Annotated in this window: 6 protein-coding genes and 1 pseudogene; 4 read left to right on the forward strand and 3 right to left on the reverse strand. The window is 61.6% G+C overall.

Features of this window, described 5'->3' with window-relative positions; genetic code table 11:
- Positions 1–817, reverse strand: an 817-nt coding sequence (locus PHD22_RS16020) for an ABC transporter transmembrane domain-containing protein (RefSeq protein WP_299869149.1), incomplete at its 3' end; no start/stop codon positions are given.
- An 83-nt stretch (positions 818–900) separates the two neighbouring features.
- Between PHD22_RS16020 and PHD22_RS16025 the strand changes: the two genes are divergently transcribed.
- Together PHD22_RS16025 and PHD22_RS16030 are read left to right on the forward strand one after the other, a co-directional pair.
- Positions 901–1,308 (forward strand): MAPEG family protein, encoded by a 408-nt coding sequence (locus PHD22_RS16025; protein WP_299869152.1) that lies wholly within the window; start codon positions 901–903, stop codon positions 1,306–1,308.
- A complete protein-coding gene (locus PHD22_RS16030; protein WP_299869155.1) occupies positions 1,305–2,369 on the forward strand; it encodes a PHB depolymerase family esterase in 1,065 nt (354 codons plus the stop codon). The genes PHD22_RS16025 and PHD22_RS16030 overlap by 4 nt, the downstream gene beginning before the upstream one ends.
- A gap of 48 nt (positions 2,370–2,417) precedes the next feature.
- On the opposite strand, the gene PHD22_RS16035 is transcribed toward PHD22_RS16030, so the two are convergent.
- Complete coding sequence (locus PHD22_RS16035) at positions 2,418–3,194, reverse strand: ferredoxin--NADP reductase (protein WP_299869158.1); 777 nt, start codon at positions 3,192–3,194, stop codon at positions 2,418–2,420.
- Between the two features lie 100 nt (positions 3,195–3,294).
- Here PHD22_RS16035 and PHD22_RS16040 point away from each other — a divergent pair, with 100 nt between their 5' ends.
- Positions 3,295–4,224 carry a LysR family transcriptional regulator gene (locus PHD22_RS16040; RefSeq protein ID WP_299869161.1) on the forward strand — a complete coding sequence of 310 codons (930 nt, stop codon included), beginning with the start codon at positions 3,295–3,297 and terminating at the stop codon, positions 4,222–4,224.
- 208 nt (positions 4,225–4,432) lie between these two features.
- Here the strand turns inward: PHD22_RS16040 and PHD22_RS16045 are convergent, their stop codons facing one another.
- Positions 4,433–4,660: a hypothetical protein gene (locus tag PHD22_RS16045; RefSeq protein ID WP_299869163.1), complete on the reverse strand. Its 228-nt coding sequence runs from the start codon at positions 4,658–4,660 to the stop codon at positions 4,433–4,435.
- Here PHD22_RS16045 and PHD22_RS16050 point away from each other — a divergent pair.
- A pseudogene (locus PHD22_RS16050) lies at positions 4,659–5,773 on the forward strand (peptidase M61); the annotation flags it as partial. The gene PHD22_RS16045 and the pseudogene PHD22_RS16050 overlap by 2 nt on opposite strands.

Consider the following 5,773-nt stretch of genomic DNA (forward strand, 5'->3'; position numbering starts at 1 on the left):
GCACGTCATGTCCTCCGATCCACAGGATGAAGGCGATGGCGCCGAACACCAGCACCATGACGGCGGCCACCAGCCGGGCCCGGTTGGCCACCCGCTCCTGGGCGGTGGCAAAACTGTCTTCCACCAGCCGGGCGAATTCATCCCGATCCAGGCCCTCATGGCCATAGGCCTGGACGATACGGATCTCGTGAACGGTCTCATCGATCCGGTTGCCCAGTGCAGCCACCCGGTCCTGGCTTTCCCGGGCCAGGAGCCGGACTCTCCGTCCGAAGATGAGGATGGGCACGACGACCAGAGGTACGCCAGCAAGGGTCAGCAAGGTGAGCTTGAGGCTGGTGGTAAACAGCATGACCAGGCCGCCTGCCAGCAACAGGGCGTTACGCAGGGCGATGGAAAGGCTGGATCCCACCACATTCTCGATCTGGGCCGTGTCGGCAGTGAGGCGGGAAATCACTTCTCCCGTTCGGCCAGCCTCGAACCAGGAGGGTGGCAGGGTCAGCAGATGGCTGAATACCCGCTGGCGCAGGTCGGCGGTGATGCGCTCACCCAGCCAGGAGACGTTGTAAAAGCGCAGGTAGGTCGCCGCAGCCAGCACGAGGATCAGGGCAAACAGGGTTGCCAGTGTGTGGTCCAGCCAGGCTGGATTGCCAGCGGAGAAACCCTGGTCGATCACTGCACGCAACCCCTGACCCACGGCCAGCATGGCCCCTGCGGCCAGAATCAGGGCCAGGGCGGCCACGGCCACCCGGCGACGGTAGGGTGTCAGGAGCTGGAGCAGGGCTCGGGCAGGGTGGCGGGGCAGGGGCGCTGTCTTCATGAGCAGGATTGTAGGGTTTGACGAACCCATTGGCAGTCAGGACCGGTAAGCTATGGCTCCCTGTATGGCTGAATGTTCCAATCATGCTCGCTTCCCTGCCTTTGACGGCTGGCGTCACTCTCTTGATCGTTGCCTTGATGTTTGGAACCACTTATGCAGTGGGCAAAGGGCGGCACACCTATGGTGTCGAAGCCCCTGCAGTAACGGGCCATCCGGTTTTCGAACGGCTGTACCGGATCCAGATGAATACCCTTGAATGGGCAGTCATGACCTTGCCATGCCTGTGGATCGCTGCGGCGTACGTGCACGATGGCGTTGCAGCCGCACTCGGGGGAGTCTGGCTGGTCGGGCGGATCCTGTATGCGCTGGGGTATGCCCGCGAGGCCCGCCGTCGGGCTGCCGGTTTTCTGGTCGGCGCCCTGGCTTTCGGTGCCCTGGGGCTGCTGGCAGGCGGGGGGGTGCTATGGAGCCTGAGGGGAGGTTTGTGGTGATTACTGATGTCCGCAAAAGCGCTGCGCTCCTCACGCTGCTGCTCGGTGGCTGCATGATGGGGCAGGTCTGGGCTGCAGCAGCCTCCCTGCCTGCCTTGGGGGCAAGGAAGGATGGCGTTACGGTGTCGGGCATTTCCTCCGGAGGATTCATGGCCGTGCAGTTTCAGGTGGCCTACGCACGTCTGGTGAAAGGTGCGGGCATCCTGGCGGCTGGACCCTATGACTGCGCCGAAGGCAGTGCCGTCCGGGCGCTCATTCATTGCATGAGTCCCGGAAACTGGGTGTCGCCGCCCCAGCCGGCCGACATCGCTCCAAGAATGGCATCACGGGCCAGGCTGGATCTGATTGACCCCCCGTCGGCTCTGGCGGATGACCGCGTATGGGTGCTGAGCGGTGGTGCCGACCGCACGGTGGAGCCTCCGGTGGTGGACGCGCTCCTGGCCTTTTACCGGAGCTGGCTCCCGGCTGCGGCGATCAGACAGGTTTTTCTGCCGGATGCGGGCCACGCCATGATTTCGGTCGATGCGCCTGAAGCCAATGCCTGTGCCACGTCTGAACCGCCCTTCATCAATCGCTGCGGGGATTTCGATGCCCCCGGACAATTGCTGGATCACCTGTCCGGAGACCAGGTGCCCAAGGGGGCGTCACGGCCGGAAGCGCTCCAGTCCTTCGATCAGCGTCCATTCATTCAGGGGGCGCCCGTGGACATCAGTCTCGCCAACCAGGGCTATGTCTATGTGCCTGAACGCTGCCGTGCAGGGGGCTGCCCTGTCCATGTGGTCTTTCATGGCTGCCGGCAGGGGGAGGATCAGATCGGACGGCGCTTTGTCGAGGGGGCCGGCTACAACGGCTGGGCCGAGAGCCGGGGGCTCATCGTGCTGTATCCCCAGACGGTGGCCCGCAGCGGCCTGTCCTATGGCTCCTGGCGCTGGGTCTACAACCCCAAGGGATGCTGGGACTGGTGGGGCTATTCATCAGCGGATTACGCCACCCGCAACGCACCTCAGCTGCAGGCGGTCCGGAAGATGGTGGATCGGCTGATGACAGTCCCGGGCCGGTAAGCGGGGCTGCCCGGCGCAGAACCGGACCACCCCCGTGGCGGAGTCCGGTCATTTTTCCACGAAGGCCCGCTCGATCACGTAGTCGCCCGGGGCGCCAATGTGGGGAGAGATCTTGAAGCCTTGTGCGTCGAGCATCTTGCAGCAATCCTCCAGCATGGCGGGGCTGCCACAGATCATTGCCCGATCCACCGCCGGATCCAGCGGGGGCAGACCGATATCCTCGAACAGCTGGCCGGTGGCTACCAGATCGGTGATGCGGCCCTGGTTGCGGAATTCCTCGCGGGTCACGCTGGGGTAGTAGATGAGCTTCTCGCGTACCTGGTCGCCAAAGAATTCGTTCTGGGGCAGGTACTGTTCGATGAACTCGCCGTAGGCCAGTTCAGACACGTAGCGCACTCCATGCAGCAGGATCACCTTCTCGAAACGTTCATAGGTTTCAGGATCCTGGATTACGCTCATGAAGGGGGCCAGACCGGTACCAGTGGAAAAAAGATAGAGGTTGCGGCCTGGCAGCAGGTCGGACAGGACCAGGGTTCCAGTGGGTTTCTTGCTGATCACGATGGGGTCACCCGGCTGCAGATGCTGCAGGCGGGAGGTCAGGGGACCGTCCTGAACCTTGATGCTGAAGAACTCCAGATGCTCCTCGTAATTGGGACTGGCGATGCTGTAGGCACGGGTCAGCGGGCGCCCTTCCACTTCAAGGCCGATCATCACGAACTGGCCGTTGTCGAAGCGCAGGCCGGCATCGCGGGTGACCTTGAAACTGAACAGGGATTCGTTCCAGTGATGGACGGAGAGGACGGTCTGATGGCTCAGTTTGCTCATGGTGAAGAACGCAAGGGGAATGGGTGATGGGCTCGATTTTATCCGCCATAATTCATCTGTAAAATGGATTGTATCGATATTGATATTCTAATTTATGGATATGAAATACACGCTTCGCCAGATGGAGACCTTCGTGGCTGTGGCCCGTCACGAAAGTGTGTCGCGGGCTGCAGATGAACTGGCTTTGTCCCAGTCGGCGACCAGCACCGCCCTTGGTGAGTTGGAGCGGCAGTTTGACACCCAGCTTTTTGACCGGATTGGCAGGGCCCTGCGCCTGAACGAATTGGGACAGGTGGTGTTACCCCATGCGGTACAGCTGATCGAACACGCCCGGGAGATCGAGTCCCTGCTGTCCCGTCAGACGGACTTTGGCCCTCTCCAGATCGGTGCCACGCTCACGGTGGGCAACTATCTGGCCACCCTGATCGCCTCGGATTTCCTGCGCCGGCACCCGAGTGCCCGGGTGCGTTTGAGCGTTCATAACTCTGCCATCATCGTGGACCAGCTCACTCGCTATGAGCTGGATCTGGGCCTGATCGAGGGTACGGTCCGCCACCCGGATCTTCTGGTGGAGCCTTGGGTTGAGGATGAACTGGTGGTGTTCTGTGCCCCCGGACACCCCCTGGCGCAGGCCGCTCATCCGGTGAGCCTGGACGAACTGATGAAGCATGAATGGATTCTGCGGGAGCCGGGCTCCGGTACCCGGGAAACCGTGGACCAGGCGCTCCGTCATTACACTGGTGAGCTACGCGTACGGCTTGAACTGGAGCACACCGAGGCCATCAAGCGTACCGTGGAGAGTGGCCTTGGGATTGGATGCATTTCCCGGCTTGCCCTGCGGGAGGCGTTCCGCCGTGGCAGTCTGATCCCGGTGGAGGTGCCGGAGCTGGATCTGCGCCGCCAGTTCCAGTTCGTTACCCACCGGCGCAAGCACGTCACCGCAGGGATGCGGGAGTTCATTGCCCTGTGCCGGCAGATGACGGCAGGGGTCTCCCGGAGCGATCTGATCTCCTTGCCCTTCATTCCCTGAGTGCCTTGCTGTGGATGATTTCCAGACAACCCACAGACGAGGTGGGGAAAGCTGTGGATAAGCTGTGATCAGGGCTGTCATATGGCGGAAATGAAAGGCTTTTTTCGCGTTGCACAAAAACAGTGCAGATCTGTCATGGGAGCGGTTTGCACCGTTTGCTTCATCCACACAACCCTGTGGCAAGCTGGAAAAAGCCCGTTTAGTTTTTTCAACCCAATGTTTTTTTAAAACAAATTTCCAAAAAGAGCAGGTTGTTCTGGCGGGATGGATGAAAAGTTTTCCCCACCGGCTGTGGATAAGGGTGTGGAAAAGCCGTGTGTGCCGGTGGCAACTGCTTCTGTCGCAGGGGATTTCTTTCCGTGCTCAAAAAATGGGCAGCACCGGGGGGCTTGAGGGTAAAATCCTTACCCCGTTTTCCCTCTACCGAAACGATCATGAGCTGCCCTGTCCGTTACACCATTCAGGCCATCCAGCCGGCTGCTCACCTGTTTGAGGTGACCCTGCACCTGGAGCGGCCCGATCCGGCTGGCCAGGTGTTCAGCCTTCCGGCCTGGATTCCCGGCAGCTACATGATCCGTGAGTTTGCCAGGAACATCGTGACCCTGGAGGCCAGGTCTGCGGGGAGGAGTGTTCCGGTCAGCAGGAGCGACAAGCACACCTGGCATCTGCCGGCGGGGGTCGAGGGGCCGGTGGAGCTTGCCTACACGGTATATGCTTGGGATCTGTCCGTCCGGACCGCCCATCTGGACCAGACCCATGGTTTCTTCAACGGCACCAGTGTATTCCTGCGGGCCCATGGCCATGAGGCGTTTCCTCACCGGGTGGAGATCCTCCCCCCAAAAGGGCTGGAGGAGGCAGGCTGGCGGGTGGCGACGAGCCTGCCGGAGGCTTCTGGTGAAGAGGGCGCGGCAGAACGCTACGGGTTCGGTGCCTACCGGGCTGCGGATTACGATGACTTGATCGATCACCCGGTGGAAATGGGGTGCTTCACCCTGGCCGAGTTCGACGCCTGTGGGGTGCCCCATGCGGTGGCGATCACGGGTCGCCACGACTGTGACACAGCTCGTCTGCTGGAGGACCTGAAACCCATCTGCGAGGCCCAGATCCGCCTGTTCGGGGCGCCTGCCCCCATGGACCGTTATGTCTTTCTCGTGATGGCGGTGGGGGAGGGCTACGGTGGCCTGGAGCACCGGGCCTCCACTGCATTGCTGTGCAGCCGTTCCGATCTGCCCCATGGGGGAATGGAGGCGCCCACCGAGGGTTATCGCCAGTTCCTGGGCCTGTGCAGCCATGAGTACTTTCATACCTGGAACGTGAAGCGGATCAAGCCCGCCGCATTCACCCCCTACGACCTGAGTCGGGAGAACTACACCCGGCTGCTCTGGGCCTTCGAGGGCTTCACCTCCTATTACGATGACCTGTTGCTGGTGCGCAGTGGCCGCATCGGCATTCCGGATTACCTGGAGTTGCTGGGCAAGACCATCAGCCAGGTCCATAAAGGCCTTGGTCGGCGCAAGCAGAGTGTGGCCGAGTCATCCTTCGAGGCATG

The sequence above is a fragment of the Zoogloea sp. genome (genome assembly GCF_028693495.1).
GTDB lineage: Bacteria > Pseudomonadota > Gammaproteobacteria > Burkholderiales > Rhodocyclaceae > Zoogloea.